Here is a 15,318-nt window from a genome sequence, read left to right as displayed (position 1 = left end):
TTAACTTTTGGGAGCAGCGATGTATTACGGATTTGATATCGGCGGCACTAAGATTGCACTCGGCGTTTACGACCAGCAGCGGCGTTTACTTTGGGAAGCCCGGGTTGCTACTCCTCATGACAGTTACGAAAATTTCCTCAACGCGGTAGCCGGGCTGGTGGCGCAGGCCGACGAGAAGTTTAACTGCCGCGGTTCGGTAGGCATCGGCATTCCGGGCATGCCGGAAACCGACGACGGCACGCTTTACGCCGCTAACGTTCCCGCCGCCAGCGGCAAACCGCTTCGCGCAGACCTCAGCGCCATGCTGGAGCGCGACGTGCGCATCGACAACGATGCCAACTGCTTTACGCTTTCCGAAGCCTGGGACGACGAATTCCTTAACTACCCGGTAGTGATGGGCCTGATCCTCGGCACCGGCGTCGGCGGTGGCATCATCGTCAACGGCAAATCGGTCACCGGGCGCAGCTACATCACCGGCGAATTCGGCCATACCCGCCTGCCGGTGGACGCGCTGGAAATCCTCGGGCGCGACATTCCCTTCACCCGCTGCGGCTGCGGTAAAAACGGCTGTATCGAAAACTACCTCTCCGGGCGCGGCTTTGCCTGGCTGTGGCAGCACTTCTACCAGGAGCCGCTGGACGCGAAAGAAATTATTGCCCGTTACCGCCAGGGAGACGAGCAGGCCATCGAGCACGTGGACCGCTTCCTGGAGCTGCTGGCCGCCTGCCTCGGCAATTTATTGACCTCAATCGACCCGCATCTGGTGGTGATTGGCGGAGGATTGTCTAACTTTAGCGATATCTACGCCCAACTGCCGGAGCGCCTGCCGAAGTACCTGCTGCCGGTTGCCGCAGTGCCGCGTATTGAACAGGCGCGCCACGGTGACGCAGGCGGTATGCGTGGCGCGGCATTCCTCCACTACACGGAGTAAGTCATGCTTTCTCGTCGTCAACACCGGCTCAGCCGGTTTCGGAAGAACAAACGCCTGCTGCGCCAACGTTTGCGTCAGCGTATCTTTTTCAGAGACAGGTTGGGGCCGGAAATGATGGACAGACCAAGAGTGGTCGTACTGACCGGGGCGGGGATCTCCGCCGAATCAGGCATTCGCACCTTCAGAGCCGCCGACGGGCTGTGGGAAGAGCATCGCGTCGAAGACGTGGCGACGCCGGAAGGCTTTGCCCGCGACCCGGCGCTGGTGCAGCGGTTTTACAACGAGCGCCGCCGTCAGCTCCAGCAACCGGAAATTCAGCCCAATGCCGCGCACCTGGCGCTGGCGAAGCTGGAAGAGGCGCTCGGCGACCACTTCGTGCTGATCACCCAGAACATCGACAACCTCCACGAACGCGCGGGCAGTAAAAACGTCATCCACATGCACGGCGAGTTACTGAAGGTTCGCTGCGCCAGCAGCGGCCAGGTGCTGGACTGGACGGGCGATATTACTCCGGAAGACCGCTGCCACTGCTGCCAGATCTCTGCCGCGCTGCGCCCGCACATCGTCTGGTTCGGCGAAATGCCGCTGGGCATGGACGAAATTTATCAGGCGATTGCCACCGCGGATTACTTCATTGCCATCGGCACTTCCGGGCACGTATACCCGGCGGCGGGCTTTGTGCACGAGGCGCGTTTGCAGGGGGCACACACCGTGGAGCTGAACCTGGAGCCAAGCCAGGTCGGCAGCGAGTTTGAAGAGAAGCACTACGGGCTGGCGAGCCAGGTGGTGCCGGAGTTTGTGGATAAGCTTTTGAAGGGGTTGTAGTGGGAGGCTGACTCTCATTATTTCCCCGGAAGAATTCTTTGATCTGATGGTTGTTCCGTTCACCCATAGAACTTTTTCCCCTGCACGCTCGGAACACGGTGAACGTGTCCGGGGGATAACGCCATCCCCCGGACAGCCCCGGCGCCCGGCGAGCTCATCGCCGCTGAAGCGGTAAACCCACCGGCCATCACCCAAACATTCGGGGTCGTTCGCGATTCGTTCCCGACGATCGCTCTCTTTCGCTGCTCCCGGCAGCTCAACCCCGCCTGAGTTGGGTCATAACCGGGGGCGATGAGAGCCGGGAACAAGTGCGTGGCTGTGGGGCTTGCAGCAATTTTTATGTTCAGCGTGGCTATGAGCTTGAAGCGAGGCTCAGTTCCGGCTTAAATCGCCTCCGTTTTCTCTCCGACTGGCCAGTGTCCGGACGTCGGGAACGGCCGGAGGCTGAGAGCGTCGGGAACGCATCTCAGGCGACCCAGGACTGGGAGATAAAACGGAGGTCTGCCGCTTTAGCGGTCGATTTATTTGGCCGGGAGTCCGGGGTCTCGGGGAAGTGACGGTGACTTCCCCGAGTCGTTCACCGTCTCTGTGATGACAGATAAAGCAGGGCTGGAAGTGAACGGAATATTCGCAGCCGTGCATAATCGTGAGCGTTTCTGACTAAGTGACGACTTCTCTCCTGAAAAGGCAAAACCCTATCGCCCTGTCTTTAACCGCTGATAATAAGACTCATACAGCGCGCTCGCGTCACCCACATCGTTCTGCCATTCTCCGGCTTTAATCACTTCCGCATCCGGATACAACGACTTATCTTCCGCCACGTTCTTCGGCAGCAGCTTGCGGGCTTCTAGGTTTGGCGTCGGATAGCCGATGGTTTCCGCGACCTGTTTCGCCACGTCCGGGCGTAGCAGGAAGTTGATCAGCTTCAGCGCGCCGTCGACGTTTTTGGCGTTGGCCGGAATCGACAGGTTATCCATCCAGAAAATCCCGCCTTCCTTCGGCCAGACGATCTCCAGCGGCGTGCCGGCCTGGCGGGCCACGTACGCCGAGCCGTTCCACACCATGCCCAGGTTTACTTCGCCTTCCATATACGGGTTGGCCGGGTTGTCGGAGTTGAACGCCGCCACGTTGGGCATCAGCTTTTGCAGCTCGTGGTAAGCGGCCTCGATCTCTTTCGGGTCGGTCGTGTTGCCGGACAGGCCAAGCTTGCGCAGCGCCACCTGGAACACTTCGCGCGCGTCGTCGGTCAGCAGCAGGCTTTGCTTATACTCCGGCTTCCACAGGTCGGCCCAGCTGGTGATGCTCTTCGGATCGATGGCTTCGCTGTTCACGCCAATCGCCGTGGCGCCCCAGATATACGGGATGGAGTAGTCGTTGTTCGGATCGAACGGTTTGTTCAGCATGTCAGGGTCGAGATTTTTAAAGTTGCTGAGCTGGCTTTTGTCGATCTTCTGGATCATGCCTTCTTTGCGCATCTTCGCCACAAAGTAGGTGGAGGGCACCACGAGGTCGTACGCGCCGTCTTTGTAGGTCTTGAGCTTGGCGTACATGGTTTCGTTCGACTCGTAGGTCGAATAAATCACCTTGATGCCGGTCTCTTTGGTGAACTGTTCCAACAGGCCCGGCGGCACGTACTCGGTCCAGTTATAGAAATAAAGCGTCTTGCTGTCGTCGGCATGAGCGGCGCCGAGGCTGAGCGCCAGAGCGCCCGCAGCAAGCAGGTGGCGTGGCCATTTTTTCATTTTAACGTCCCCTGAGGTTGAGTTTTATCACGAAGAATCAGCTGGCTGGCGATCACCAGCCCCAGCGAAAGTAACAGCAGAATGGTGGCCAGGGCGTTCACTTCCGGCGAAACGCCGACCTTGACCATCGAGTAAATTTTTAGCGGCAGGATCTCGTAGCTCGGCCCGGTCACGAACGAAGATACCACCACATCGTCCATCGACAGGGTAAAGCTTAGCAGCCAGCCCGCCGCCACGGCAGGCATCGCCAGCGGCAGAATAATCTTGCGCAGAATGGTGAGCTCGCTGGCACCCAGGTCACGCGCCGCTTCCAGCATCTTCACGTCGAACCCTTTCAGGCGGGAATAGACGGTGACCACCACAAACGGCAGGCAGAAGGTGATGTGGGAAAACAGCAGCGACCAGAAGCCGAGGGAAACCCCCAGCAGCATAAACAGCACCAGCAGCGAGATAGCCATCACGATGTCCGGGGACATCATCACCACAAACAGCATCCCGCTGACGAACGGCTTGCCGCGAAAGCGGTAGCGGTACAGCGCCACGGCGGTAAGCGAGCCGATAAGCGTGGCGGCGCTGGCGGAAAACACCGCCATCGTCAGCGAATGCTTTGCGGCCTGCAGCAGGCTGTCGTTATTCATCAGCAGGCTGTACCAGTTCGTGGTGAATCCCTGCCAGTTGATGCCGAAGCGCGAGCTGTTGAACGAGTTCACGATCAGGATGATGATCGGAATATACAAAAAAGCGTAAATGGCGGACATAAAGCCGCCGCGAAGCAGGCGTCCGATCATTCCAGTTCCACCTTTTTATTCAGCAGGCGCGCCGCGCGCCAGTAAACCAGCAGCATCAGGCCCATTACCAGCGTCAGCGTAATACTCGTCGCCGCGCCAAACGGCCAGTCGCGGATGTTCAGGAACTGGCTCTTAATCACGTTGCCAATCAGCAGGTTCTTCGCGCCGCCCATCAGATCCGACACATAGAACAGCCCCATCGCGGGCAGCATTACCAGCAGGCAGCCGGCGACAATCCCCGGCATGGTCAGCGGCAGAATAATGCGGATAAAGGTTTGCAGCTTGCTGGCCCCGAGATCTCGAGCCGCCTCGAGCAGCGGCTTGTCCAGCTTCTCAATGCTGGAGTAAAGCGGCATCACCATAAACGGCAGCAGGATATACACCAGGCCGATAATCACCGCGCCGGGCGTGAACATGATGCGAATCGGCGTGTCGATAACCCCCAGCCAGAGCAGGAACTCGTTAAGGTAGCCCTTGGTGCTGAGGAAAATCTTCAGCCCGTAAATGCGGATCAGCGAGTTGGTCCAGAACGGCACAATCAGCAGGAAGAGCAGCAGCGGGCGCACCTTTTCCGGCAGCCGCGCCAGAAACCAGGCAAAAGGGTAGCCGAGCACCAGGCAGGCCAGCGTGGCTATCGCCGCCATGTTCAGCGAGTGCAGCAGCACCTCGGCATACAGCGGGTCGGCCAGCCGGGTGTAGTTATCCAGCGTGAAGACCATGCTCACGAAGTTGTCATTATCGCGAGTCAGGAAGCTGGTGACGATGATCATCAGGTTGGGCAGGAAGACAAACAGCAGCAGCCAGCCCACCACGGTGGCAATTACCACATTCTGGAATTTACGCGAGCGTTTCATCTGCCAGCACAACCTCCCAGCTTTCTACCCAGGTCACCGCCATTTTTTGATCAAGCGTATGGTCGAAGTCCGGGTCATCTTCGTTAAAGAACTCGCTGACCATCACCATCTTGCCGTTTTCCAGCTCGACGGTGGACTCCAGCGTCATGCCTTTATAGTTGCGCTCGCGAATGTAGCCAATCAGCCCGTCCACTTCTCTGGCGTCGTTAACCTCTTCCACGCGCAAATCTTCCGGGCGCAGCAGCACCTTCAGGCTTTGCCCGGCGGTAACCGGCTTGCTGACGAAGATATGACACTCGCGGCCTTCGACGTTGGCCAGCACGCGCTGCTCGTCGCTGCGCTCGATAACCGTCGCGTCGAAGATGTTGATCTCGCCGATAAAGCTCGCCACAAACAGGTTCTTTGGCTCTTCGTAAATTTCTCGCGGCGTGCCGTCCTGCTCAATCCTGCCGTCGCGCATCACCACGATGCGGTCGGACATGGTGAGGGCTTCTTCCTGATCGTGCGTGACGAACACAAACGTAATGCCGAGCTTGCGCTGCAGGGCTTTCAGTTCGTTCTGCATCTGCTTGCGCAGCTTGTAGTCCAGCGCCGACAGCGACTCGTCGAGCAGCAGCAGGCGCGGCTTGTTCACCACCGCACGGGCGATAGCCACACGCTGCTGCTGGCCGCCGGAAAGCTGGCTCGGCTTACGCTGGGCAAATTCTTCCAGCTGCACCATTTTCAGCGCTTCGGTCACGCGCGGCGTGATTTCTGCCGCAGGCGTTTTCTGCATCCGCAGGCCAAAGGCGACGTTTTCAAACACCGTCATGTGCGGAAAAAGGGCGTAGCTCTGGAACACGGTATTCACGTGGCGGTGCTCGGCGGGCACGTGGGTGATGTCCTGATTATCGAGCGTGATGTGCCCGGCATCGACGTTTTCGAGTCCGGCAATAAGGCGCAGTACGGTGGTTTTGCCGCAGCCCGAGGGGCCAAGCAGCGTCAGGAATTCACCATGATTAATGGTGAGAGAGAAGTCAGAAATTACAGATTTACCATCAAAGCTCTTGGCGACGCCTGCCAGGTTGACCAGCATGTCGTGCGAACGTGGCTGTTTATTCAATTTTTTACGCTGTCCCATAAATGACGTATCCGGAGCGGAGGATACGGGGTTTGTGATTAACCACCTTGGGTTTTGGCACGTTGAGTAAGGGCAGGCATTCTACGGCAAAGCGAGGGGATCGCCAAACCCGATGGCCACAAAGCCTGGCCGTTATCGTCTACGGTTAAGGGTAAGTTTAACGAAGGCTTTGTCACGTTCCGGGAAAACTATTTTTTTCCGTTACCGACTAAAAGTGACCTGACGCAATATTTGCCTTCTGCGGCTTATTGATAATTGATGTCACTAAAAACGAGGGTGGCTAAATGGATAAATTACTTGAGCGCTTTTTGCAGTATGTCTCTCTGGACACGCAATCCAGGCCCGGCGTTAAGCAGGTGCCGAGCACCGAAGGGCAATGGAAGCTCCTGCGCCTGTTAAAAGAGCAGCTGGAGCAGTTGGGGCTGGTGGACGTCACGCTCAGCGACCACGGCACGGTGATGGGCACGCTGCCGTCGAATGTCGGGCACGCTGTCCCGGCCATTGGCTTTATCTCCCACGTTGACACCGCGCCGGACTTCACCGGCAAAAACGTGAACCCGCAGATCGTCGAGAACTACCGCGGCGGCGACATCGCGCTCGGCATCGGCGATGAGATCCTTTCCCCGGTGATGTTCCCGGTGCTGCACCAACTGATGGGTCAGACGCTGATCACCACCGACGGCAAAACCCTGCTGGGCGCGGACGACAAAGCGGGCGTGGCGGAAATCATGACCGCGCTGGCGGTATTAAAAGGCAAAAACGTGCCTCACGGCGATATCCGCGTGGCCTTTACCCCGGACGAGGAAGTCGGGAAGGGCGCGCACTTCTTCGACGTCGAAGCCTTTAACGCCGAGTGGGCCTACACCGTGGACGGCGGCGGCGTGGGCGAACTGGAAAGCGAGAACTTCAACGCTGCTTCAGTGACCATCAAAATCGTCGGCAACAACGTGCACCCCGGCACGGCCAAAGGCGTGATGGTTAACGCCCTGTCGCTGGCGGCGCGCATCCACGCCGAAGTCCCGGCGGACGAAAGCCCGGAATGCACCGAAGGCTACGAGGGCTTCTACCACCTGAACACCATGAAAGGCTCCGTCGACCGGGCCGAAATGCACTACATCATTCGCGACTTCGACCGCGAGCAGTTCGAAGCCCGCAAGCGCCGGATGATGGATATCGCCCAAAAGGTCGGCAAAGGCCTGCACCCGGACTGCTATATCGAGCTGGTAATAGAAGACAGCTATTACAACATGCGCGAGAAGGTGGCCGAGCATCCTTATATTGTCGAGGTTGCCCAGCAGGCGATGCGCGACTGCGACATCGAGCCCATCATGAAGCCTATCCGCGGCGGCACCGACGGCGCCCAGCTTTCCTTTAAAGGCCTGCCGTGCCCGAACCTGTTCACCGGCGGCTATAACTACCACGGCAAGCACGAGTTCGTGACCCTGGAAGGGATGGAGAAGGCGGTGGCGGTGATTGTTCGGATTGCTGAGCTGACGGCTAAGGCGGGGTGATGGGCGCTTTGCTTTGAGTGATTGAAAGGGAAGGAGGCGAGAGCCTCTTTTCTTTTTTAGTTTGTTTGTATCAGTAGGAGGAAGTTCTTTGCTGCCTATAATCTACTCAATAAAATGAATGGTGTTAATTATATATCTGAAGTAAATCAATTTAGGGTGGGTTTTTCCATATTTTCATATCTAATGTTTAAGTTAAATGTAAATAAACTACCAATTATTTAGATTCGTGTAAAATATAGAAAGAGATGATAAACCCCCATATACTTGCACAGAGGTTTATCAATAGGCATTGTCAAGCTGACAATTTATCGGTATGGATGCAGGTCGACGAATATTTATCTAAATATTTATTTGGTATTACAGGCCACCCTGCAAATACATAATAGTAAGAAAAATCGTTATTGATTATTTCATCGAGAAGTCTTCTTGCGGGAACTTCCTCATCGAGTAAGATATGCGCGGCGACACTAGCAGGCCCCTTTTTATCACGACCAATTACATTTTGAACATCAACTTTATTAATTTTTGATGTGACACGTTTATTAGCCAGCTCACGATTTATTATTAAAGCCTCTTTTCCTGAACCTGGTGCTAAATCGGAAATTCCTTCTGAAAGTAAATTTAATACCTTTTGATTTGCATCTTCATGAAGATGAATATATGACTTATTTATCAAGTAATCATCATAATTTAAACCGGATGACAAAGCTTTATCAATTAAATTGCTTGCCTCTTCAAAATCTTTACGGCCAACACTGATTTGAGATAGCATTAAATAGTATTTGGAGTCTTTAATATCAAGCTTGCATTTTTCCAATAGTCTCAACCCATTTTCTAAATCAGGCTCACCGTAAATAAGTATATCTAAGCATGACTGTGCCCAGTTATATATATCATCACATTCTAAAGCTTTTAATACTGCATCCTTTGCCATTTTCAAGTCACGATCATAAGACACATAGTATTCTGCCTTAAATAGATATGGAAGCGCGCTATCTGATTTTTCGAACTTGTCATTATATTTTTCTAAAAGATCTTTACTACACTCCAATGCTTTGGCTCTATTTCTAAATGAAGGTAGCTTTCTATTTATGTTTATCATTAATTCAAACAAACTTTCCTTTTTCTTGTTAGATGATACTTTATAAATGTCATCTAATTCTTTAATTAATGCAATGGCCTTTTCAATATCTGCATCATTGATACATGCGTTCATTCTCATATGCAATGTATTTATATGGCTAGGATTTTTTTTATTCATGTCCTCAACTAACTTATTTAATTCCTCCCTGTACTCTTTAGCATTGTCATTAGTATTCTTAATCGCTTTTAAAGTTTTACGCGTTAGTTCCCAAGCCATGTTTTCAAGGCTAGGGTTAATGTTTAAGCTTGACTCAAGTTTTTTCATTAAGTTATCAAGGGGAACATCATTCCTAAAGTTTTTGGAATATCTATGGTTTAAGCTTTCTAAAACAAATTGATTTTTTATTTCGTAACTATATTTGAATTTATCTAATAATATGGTTATAAATTCCATCTTGCTATTTGAATCACGTAAGAGTGATAGTTTTCTCAGATTGTTTTTTATACTATATTCATCCATCTCTATAGCTATTTCAGCTTGCTCTAAAGCAAGATCATATTTCTCTTGTTGATGGTAAATTTCTATTAATCTTGAAAGATACGAGTTTTTTAAATCATCAGAACTACATAGTGATAATGACTTTATTGCTTCTTTTTCAGCTTCATCGAATTTTTTATTTTTCATGAGCATGTCTAGAGATAATAAATTCCTAAAATCCACTTCTGTAAATCCAGTTTTATTGATGTAATTCTCGCCAGATAATTCATTTATTAAATTAGATATATCTAGTCTGTTTGTATGATTTTTAAGCTTGTCAATGTCTTGCGATATATATTTGTTTTTATGTAAATTATGTGAGTCTTCGATAAAGTTCGCAAGCATGCTCTCTCGTTTAGTAGACTTGAAATTTGACTCTAATGAGAGCCCTTCTCCAATTATATAATAATGCAGTTCTGCTAGCGCTTCATCGAATCCATCTATTTCTATATAATAAACCCTTTCTCGTTTTAATATCTTGTGTAGATCTGGGTTTATTTCGTCATCTTTTCTAATGCACCAATAAATACCATTCCCTAAGAACTCATCCTGCCTTAAAAGGTAATTGATAACGTCAATGATAGATCTATCATTACCAGCATAACCAATAAATACAATCCCATATTTTTTTGTGAACTCAATTAGTTTTTCTCTGGTGTTAATTTCAAGAGACTCTGTCTCATTTAGAGTGCTTTTAATACTATCAAAAAGATAATCGCCATGAACCTTGATTATTTTTGGTCTTGAAGAGTTTACGGAAACACCTTTTATTGATGAATCATGTGCGCATAGTGTTGGGCGCTCTCTAGAAAATTGATAGAAAGCTTCATTTATTAGGTCATCAAAATTTGTTGTGAAAACCGTATCAAAATATGCACTTTGAAAAAGACTGACTAAATATGAATAACCTATTGATGGGAGCTTGGAATCAACCTGTTTCTCCACAAACCTTCTTCGTTGTGTAGGTAAATCAAACTTCTTTTGAAATAAAGAAGAGTATTCATTGGTTGGGTCATACCACGACGACTCTTTGTCAATTAAATATTGTCTGGCAGTTTTCACATCTGTATATGTAGATGAGGAGGAAAGCTCATAAATTTCCTTTCTCCATTCTTCAACCAATTGCGTACCGGAACTTATTCCAGATGTGACCGAAGCTCCTGCTCCTAAAAACATAGAATAATTTGGACTATTACCGGATTTTGTTTTAATATAAGTGGCTAAATCTTTTAAGGTTCTACGTTTTGATGGCATTTGTTCAATTAGTTCTGAGGTTTTCAAAGCATGTTCCTTATATAGAATATAGAAAATTATATTTTGTTTGCGAATCAAGATACTGTTAATGAATGTACTGGAGTTTATCTTAAAATATGATGAACGCTGATAACTTGCTTCCTTTTGTACAAAATATGGTAAATCCTGTAAGGTCATACCACTTATAAAAATATTATTCAACCCCCCGCTTTTATCCTAAAATATATTGTTAGTGATACATATATGAAATTCATTCATTCTAGAAAAACAACTACCAATATTAGTAGTGTTTTTTCTCAAGATCTATATGGGGAGTCTTATTTTAATAAAGCCACTTTGTTATAAACAGGAAAAACCAAGATGAATTATAGAGTTAAATTAAAATAACTCTGAATGATGCGAGTAGTAAATTATCGTTATGATCTTCTTTGGAGGGGGTTATCAAAGAAGTTAGATAATCCCCTCAATGAAACCCAACTCCCCAGTTATCACATTTCCGAGATCCCCCTCGAATTTTTTCAGTTTCCAATAATTAACCACCAAACCACTGTTGACTTATCCAGTATAAAAACAGAAGTTGATACTCAAGAAGCAATCAAAGGTAACCGAAGAAAAAATTCGCCCCTGAAAGGTACACCAATACCAGACGAGGACTAACCACAACGTAACTTATAGGGAGTCACGCCATGGCTAATGCCGATAGTAACACATTCACGCACACGGAAATGACGAAGGATCAAACGATTATTGCCGAGGGCATCGCAGCCTTATTAAAAATGCCGCTGAGCGCAAAGGATGATTTATTTCATGTGCTGCATATTTGCCGCTGCCGGGTGGATGAATTAATCGAAATAGATAACCACGCTGAATATCTCGCGCTGGCGGGGCGTTTGCTGGCAGGGTTTAGCGTGCTGAGAGTGGTTTTAGAGCATCCGCCGCCGCCGCATCTCATTGAGCTGTTAAAGGTGGAAGATCAGAGGGGCTCCCGCCTTCGTCGTGATAAGGCGCGGCGAAGGCGGGCAGGGAACCTGAGAATCAGGCAAGCGGCTCGTCAGCCATGCCAGCCCTATGAAGAAAACTCATCGTCATCGTCTAAAGCCTTCGCCCGCTGCCTCATAAAAACAACTTCCTGCGGGCTGGAGAGATTTACCTCATTTTTGCGCAGCAGCTTGAGGATATTAAACAACAGTTCGCTTTTGCTAGAGCCAACCATGCGCGGGCTGGCGACGTAGCCGGTCACGCTCAGGATAATGCCCTCCGGCCCCAGCTGGCTGAAGCGCACATACGGCGCAGGCGTCGGGAGGATCGCCTCATAGTCCTGATAGGCGCTGAGCAGTAAATCGCGCACCAGCTCCGGGTCAATATTGGTCGGGAAGGTCAGGGCGATGGTGACTACCCCCTGGGCATTGCCCATTGTGGCGTTGCGCACGTTCTGGGAAATCAGCTGCGAGTTGGGGACGATCATCGTCGAGCGGTCGCTGAGCTGGATCTCCGTGGCACGCACGTTGATCCGCCGCACGTCGCCCTCAATGCCGCCGATGCCTATCATATCGCCGACCTTGACCGGGCGTTCCGTCAGCAGGATCAGGCCGGAGATAAAGTTCTTCACAATCTCCTGCAGGCCAAAGCCGATCCCCACCGACAGGGCGCTGACAATCCAGGCCAGGTTGTTCCACTGAATGCCCAGCGCGGCCAGGGTGATGAGGATCAGCAGCACGTAGCCGACGTTGGTAAACAGCGTAATCAGCGAGGCGCGAATGCCGATATCGGTAATGGTTTTGGGCAGCAGTTCCTGGCTGAGCCAGCGTTGGGTTACTCGCAGAATGTACAGGCCAATCACCAGGCAAAGCACGGCGTTCAGTAAATTGCCGGGCACGATGTGCAGCTGCTTCAGCCCGTCGCCGCTTAAAATTGTCACCAGCTTGCTGATAAGCAGGCTCGGGGTAGTGGTGCCAAAGGTCCCGTTAAACAGCGCGATGATAGTTATTAATAGCAGGGTGCATTTGGTAAAGGCGGTAAACACCACGGCCAGCTGCTCAAGGTGCCGGTCTTTAAACCGCAGCGACTTTTTCATCGCCTGGCCGGTGGCGGTGTGCGGTGAAAAAACGGCGGCGAAAAAGTCGGTGGCGAAGGTCACCAGATAATAAAACGCCATCAGCACCATGCTGAACCAGATCATCTGGTAAGTGAGGTAGCGGGCGAAGGCGATGTAGCCGATCAGCAGCGACGCCAGAATCACCAGCGAGGCGAGCATGATCAGCATGCAGACCAGCGCATCGAGCCGGGAACGTTTCTCGGCAGGTTCGCCCTCTTTTTCCAGTCGGCGGTGGGCGTGCTGCACGCGCACCATCATCACCAGCAGGACGCTGGCCATGACGGCGGAAATCAGCCCGTTGGCGCGGATCGTGGTGCCGAGGCTGGCGCCAATCGTATTATTAAAGAGATCGAGGCAGCCAATAAGCAGGCCCAGAATCGCCAGCAGCGGCGGGAAGTAACGCACGCTTTCGGCCACGCTGTCGTCGATTTGCACCAGCCGCCATGAAGGGCGTTTCAGGGAAAGAAACGCCCGGCCTGCGCCATAAATTAGCGAGCAGAATACGGCCAGCTGGAAGAAGCCGTCGACAAAATCGCTCACCTGGGGAGAGAACTCCGCCACCCGCGAAAAAGCACTTTTCACAATGGAAAGCGCCAGCATAATGGTAAACATGGTCACTAACGTGCTGGCCAGCGTGTTGAAGCTGCGGCGCAGGCGGCCATCCGGCAAATAACTGATATTGATCCACACCAGCAGCCGGTCAATCAGATAGCAGCCTGAGAACGCAATCCCGGCGGCGGCCACGAGCAGCCAGAAGGTGCCCCAGAACCACTCTGGCTCCCAGGCCGCCTGCCAGGTTTTCAGCAGCTGCTGGCAGAAGTCGTTGAAGCGCTGGATATCCACGGCCTGGGTGTCGGCTTCCTGCAGCCAGAAGGTGCCGCTTAGCATGCTGCCGCTGTTGGACGTCAGCTGCGACTTAAAATAGGTGCGGCGGAGATCGTTAATCTGAATGCCCAGCGCGCGGATATTGGTTTGCAGGCTTTGCGAGGTGCCGATCGCCTCATCAATCTGCTTTTTGTCCCTGTTTAACGCATTGCGCTGCTGGGAAACGCTGGCGGTTTCATTTCCCGCCCCAGACTCCGGCGCTGGCCCCAGAACCTGCAGCTGAGCCTGGACTTTCTCATGCATCGGCTGCAGCAGGGCGGCCAGGTTATCCACCTCCACGCCCAGCTTTTGCGTGGTGTCGAACAGCTTGATCAGCCGGCTGTCGGTATTGGTCTGGGAAACCTGCTGCTTGATGTTGTCTATCTGCGTTTTGTATTGCTTTAACTGCCCGGCAATCTCTTTGAGGCTGGGCTCCTGGCCTTCGGTTTGTGCGGCAAGGGTACTTTGGGGTGCCAGAAACAGGCCGATAAATAGCAAGAAGGTGGCGAGGAAAACAGGCAGCGATTTGCTCATGGGAAAATTCTCAATGTCCCTATTAATGTTTTTAAAGTATGGTCAGCGGGCGATCAGATTGCCATTTTTTATCATCGGCGGTCCAGAGGGGTTACTTATCCCGTTGGTCCAAAAGACCTGCTTTGTTTGGTTCTGGTCACACTCTTGTCAGATTCGGCTGCTTTAATCGTCGCAACGGAAAAAAGGGACAAAAAATGACGAAAAAACATGTGTTGCTGATGGTGATGCTGGCGGTCATGAGCGCTTCTGCGCTGGCTAAATCCACCTTAACGCTGTACACCAGCCAGCCCAATGAAGATGCGCAGACCACCGTCAGCGCCTTCGAAAAAGCGAACCCGGACATTGAAGTGAAATGGATCCGCGACGGCACCAGCAAGCTGACCGCCCGTTTACAGGCGGAGATGGCGGCCGGGGGGGCAGTGCCGGACGTGCTGCTGATTGCGGACAGCGTGACGATGGAATCCCTCAAGCAGCAAAACCTGCTGGCGGCTTACAAGTCACCCGAAGCCACGCGCTTCGATGCCCAGCTGTATGACAAAGACGGCTATTATTACGGCACCAAGCTGATCACCACCGGCATTGCGTATCACAGCAAAGCCCCGGTCAAACCTGGGTCGTGGCTCGATTTGCTCAAACCCGAGCTGAAGAACATGACCACGCTGCCCAGCCCGCTGTATTCCGGCGCGGCGCAGATCCATCAGGCCGCAGTTATGGGCGCCCCGACGCTGGGCTGGCAATACTACGAAAAACTGAAGGCCAACGGGGCGATGCCGCAGAGCGGTAACGGCGCGGTGATGAACGCCATTGCCTCCGGCAGCAAGGCTTATGGCGTACTGGTCGATTACATGGCGATCCGCGAGAAGGCCAAGGGCGCGCCGATTGAGTTTGTATTCCCGACCGAGGGCGTGAGTATTGTCACCGAGCCGGTGGCGATGATGAAGGGCGCTAAAAATCCCGAAGCGGCGAAAGCGTTTATCGACTTCGTGCTCTCTAAGGTGGGGCAGGAGCTGGTGCTGAAACAGGGCTATCTGCCTGCCGATGCGAGCCTGCCGGTGCCGCAGGGCTTCCCGCCGCGTGACAGCATCAAAATCATGCCGTTTGATGCCGCCCAGGCGCTGGCGGACACCGAAGCGAACAAAAAGCGATTTGCCGACCTGTTCGGTAGCCGCTGATTGATGC

Annotated in this window: 10 protein-coding genes; 4 read left to right on the top strand and 6 right to left on the bottom strand. The window is 52.0% G+C overall.

Going from position 1 to position 15,318, the window contains the following annotated elements; translation table 11 throughout:
* The first annotated feature begins 19 nt into the window (after positions 1 to 19).
* A complete protein-coding gene (gene nagK, locus JT31_RS03990; protein WP_038473566.1) occupies positions 20 to 931 on the top strand; it encodes an N-acetylglucosamine kinase in 912 nt (303 codons plus the stop codon).
* Positions 932 to 934: 3 nt separating this feature from the next.
* On the top strand, positions 935 to 1,756 hold the full coding sequence (cobB, locus tag JT31_RS03985) for a Sir2 family NAD+-dependent deacetylase (RefSeq protein ID WP_038473565.1): 822 nt from the start codon (positions 935 to 937) through the stop codon (positions 1,754 to 1,756).
* Between the two features lie 695 nt (positions 1,757 to 2,451).
* Here cobB and potD read toward each other — a convergent pair.
* Genes potD through potA form a run of 4 tightly spaced genes read right to left on the bottom strand, consistent with a single transcriptional unit; the run spans position 2,452 to position 6,260 of the window.
* The gene (potD, locus tag JT31_RS03980) at positions 2,452 to 3,498 is read right to left on the bottom strand and encodes a spermidine/putrescine ABC transporter substrate-binding protein PotD (protein ID WP_038473562.1); all 1,047 of its coding nucleotides are present in this window, start codon (positions 3,496 to 3,498) and stop codon (positions 2,452 to 2,454) included.
* Positions 3,495 to 4,286, bottom strand: a complete 792-nt coding sequence (gene potC / locus JT31_RS03975; protein ID WP_038473560.1) for a spermidine/putrescine ABC transporter permease PotC — start codon at positions 4,284 to 4,286, stop codon at positions 3,495 to 3,497. Before potC ends, potD begins: the two co-directional genes overlap by 4 nt.
* On the bottom strand, positions 4,283 to 5,140 hold the full coding sequence (potB, locus tag JT31_RS03970; RefSeq protein WP_038473558.1) for a spermidine/putrescine ABC transporter permease PotB: 858 nt from the start codon (positions 5,138 to 5,140) through the stop codon (positions 4,283 to 4,285). The genes potC and potB overlap by 4 nt, the downstream gene beginning before the upstream one ends.
* Positions 5,124 to 6,260, bottom strand: a complete 1,137-nt coding sequence (gene potA, locus JT31_RS03965; protein ID WP_038473555.1) for a spermidine/putrescine ABC transporter ATP-binding protein PotA — start codon at positions 6,258 to 6,260, stop codon at positions 5,124 to 5,126. Before potA ends, potB begins: the two co-directional genes overlap by 17 nt.
* 284 nt (positions 6,261 to 6,544) lie before the next feature.
* Here potA and pepT point away from each other — a divergent pair, with 284 nt between their 5' ends.
* Positions 6,545 to 7,771: a peptidase T gene (gene pepT, locus JT31_RS03960; protein WP_038473552.1), complete on the top strand. Its 1,227-nt coding sequence runs from the start codon at positions 6,545 to 6,547 to the stop codon at positions 7,769 to 7,771.
* 292 nt (positions 7,772 to 8,063) lie between these two features.
* On the opposite strand, the gene JT31_RS03955 is transcribed toward pepT, so the two are convergent.
* Together JT31_RS03955 and JT31_RS03950 are read right to left on the bottom strand one after the other, a co-directional pair.
* Positions 8,064 to 10,673 (bottom strand): SIR2 family protein, encoded by a 2,610-nt coding sequence (locus tag JT31_RS03955; RefSeq protein WP_158399820.1) that lies wholly within the window; start codon positions 10,671 to 10,673, stop codon positions 8,064 to 8,066.
* A gap of 1,039 nt (positions 10,674 to 11,712) precedes the next feature.
* Entirely contained in the window at positions 11,713 to 14,139 is a 2,427-nt protein-coding gene (locus tag JT31_RS03950; protein WP_038473550.1) for a DUF3772 domain-containing protein, read from the bottom strand.
* Positions 14,140 to 14,333: 194 nt separating this feature from the next.
* Here JT31_RS03950 and JT31_RS03945 point away from each other — a divergent pair, with 194 nt between their 5' ends.
* Entirely contained in the window at positions 14,334 to 15,311 is a 978-nt protein-coding gene (locus tag JT31_RS03945) for an ABC transporter substrate-binding protein (RefSeq protein ID WP_038473548.1), read from the top strand.
* Positions 15,312 to 15,318 lie beyond the last annotated feature (7 nt).

The sequence above is a fragment of the Cedecea neteri genome (genome assembly GCF_000757825.1).
Classification (GTDB): domain Bacteria; phylum Pseudomonadota; class Gammaproteobacteria; order Enterobacterales; family Enterobacteriaceae; genus Cedecea; species Cedecea selenatireducens.
This window is presented reverse-complemented; position numbering and strand designations above follow the sequence as displayed.